Origin of the sequence: Campylobacter concisus (genome assembly GCF_902460895.1) — a bacterium.
Classification (GTDB): Bacteria; Campylobacterota; Campylobacteria; order Campylobacterales; family Campylobacteraceae; genus Campylobacter_A; species Campylobacter_A concisus_BC.
Genome location: NZ_CABPVL010000020.1, coordinates 1 through 2,442 on the forward strand (window position 1 = coordinate 1; position 2,442 = coordinate 2,442).

Annotated in this window: 2 protein-coding genes; both read left to right on the plus strand. The window is 32.3% G+C overall.

Going from position 1 to position 2,442, the window contains the following annotated elements:
* On the plus strand, positions 1-738 hold a 738-nt coding region (locus tag F3G98_RS10620; protein ID WP_188117003.1), incomplete at its 5' end, for a hypothetical protein.
* A gap of 24 nt (positions 739-762) precedes the next feature.
* Positions 763-2,442 (plus strand): hypothetical protein (locus F3G98_RS10120; RefSeq protein WP_149726128.1); only part of this gene is annotated, 1,680 nt, incomplete at its 3' end.

Genomic DNA, 2,442 nt, shown 5'->3' on the forward strand with positions numbered 1-2,442 from the left:
GCTAAAAACCCTTGCACAAAGGTGGCATACGTGCCAAGAGCGGCTCTTAGTCTAAAAAGCATGAATGACCACTATGCTGTTATGCAAGATCTAGTGCCAGCGTGCCTAAGCAACACTAGCTCACCGCTAAGGTGCATAAAAAAAGAAAATAGGATAAAGCTAGCTCATAGCATAGGTAGCCCTGCATCTGAAAATAATAATGCAGCGGTGCTAAATCCAAATTTAAACAAGCCAGTGATCAGACTTCATGTGAAGGCCTTTGCTTCTCAGAGTGATAACCTTTTAGTGGCTACGTACTATCTATTTGATAAAAAATTTGAAGATAAAAATGGTTTTAAAAAGATCAAGCTCAACTTAGATGAGGGAAGAGACGTAGAGGATAAGAATTTAAAGGCTCTTTTAGCGGATAATTATGACGATAAGCGCTATGATATCAAAGAATTTAAACTAAGATATGGAGCGGATAAGCTAAATTTGGTATTTGTCGCTCCAAAGAATTTTAGCGCACTTGATAAAGAGAACTATAAAAAAGCAAATAGTCCTGAAAGTGGTGTGGGATTTTATGCTAGTTTAGACGAGTTTAACAGCTCTAGCACAGATAAAAACAAGCAAACTTATACGAATGTATTTTTAACTCCAACTGGCGCTAAAAGTATAGAGCTTGAGATAGCTAAAGGGCTAGATAGTGGATATGAAAACGACATAAACACAACTAGCTTTGTAATGCTTGTTAGTTGATAAATTTAAAGAGAAGGATCGTTCTTGAGATTAGATAATACGAAAATTATTAGAAGCATAGAGGAATTGCTTTTCGAATTTGGTGTTAATGGTGAGACATACAAAAATATAACATTTTATTGTCGTGACTTAAATCATTTTTATAATACAAATATACTAAACGGAGATGCCTTATATAATAAGATATTTACCAAGTTATATGATCAAAAAAAAGCGGGCAAAAACGTTAGCATAAAGACCTATAAGTACTTTGATAAGTTTAGTTTATTTAAAAATGAGCGTGGTTTTGAAAGAACTGATGAAATAAAAGTCGCAAACAGTAGTATAAATTTAGAGGTGCTTAGTCAAGAAAAGGATATTATAGAAGAATTTACTAAAGAGCTAGCAAACCTGGCAAATTCATTTAGAGATAAAGATGATAAGGTTAAAAATTTCGAAGAAGCATCTAGTGAGCTAGTGAGCAACTATAAAAAATTAGATCAACAAATTAACTCATTGTTAGATAAGCTACAAAACGCACTAATAGAAAAAGTCACCATAATACTAAACCATGAAAATTTCGATAAGGAAAAAGAGAGCATAGAGGCAATCAAGAGCGGCTTTACAGAGATCAAAGAAAATCTTAAAAAAGCTTCAAATGATGGCAAGCTTTATATGGCAAAAGAGATATTTAAATTTCTTTTTAGTCTTGTCGATATAACTGATTTGAAGTCCACCTTTAAACCACTAAAGCTGCTGCTTGCCGTGCCAGATGCTCTTTCTGCTATAAAAAATGTAAGTGAATTTCTTCAAAAGAGAGGATTTTATACTTTTTCTGGTCCAGTTATGAGTTTGCTAGCTACTAAGTTTGGCTTTACTCTAGGGCTATTAAATACAGTGTCGTTTAATAATATCTTAGTTTTTACAAATGACGATCAAAAGAGTGGAGCATTTATAGACTTTTCAGGGTTTGATATAACAGCAACTAAGACAAAAAGTAACTACGATGAGTACATTGGAATTTGTTCTGATTTTTCATTAGAAGGTGATGAAAAAAGTCTATTTGATGCAAGGATAAGCAAATATGAAAATATAGACAAAAAGAATAATATATCAATATGCAAAAACGATAAGGATAATACCGAAGAGAGCTTACTTAAAAGGATAGAAGAGTGCGTGATCGCAAATAGAGCAAATTTTGTCTATATGCAATATCCATTTTTTAACTCTTTAAAATTTGCAAATCTTTTAAGAGACAAATCCTTAACCACAAAAGACAACACTCATAATACAAATAATAGTAGCGGTATCTCTAAAAACTATCTTGTCATCTCAAATGCCCCAATAAGAGAAAATGCAAAGTTAAATGAGCATCTTTTGCAAAACGTATTAAACTATAAGATAGTAGATAGTCTAAATAGAGCGGATGATAAGAAGGTGACCGATCCTAAACAACTAAAAGGTATAAAAGACTATAGTCAGTACTCTATACAAATAGACGCCAAAAACGATGAAGATCTATATCTGTTAAGCTTAAGTCCATTTACAAGGGTTAGCAAAGAGAAGATAAAGAAATTTGAAAACAAAATTTCAAAAAATTCCATATTTAACACGTCGATGGGTAAAGAAATTTTTGGAAACACAGATAGATTCTTTGAATTTACACAAGCTACCGACTATTTAAGTCATATAGATAAGCACTTTAAAAATGCTAAAGATATGGAA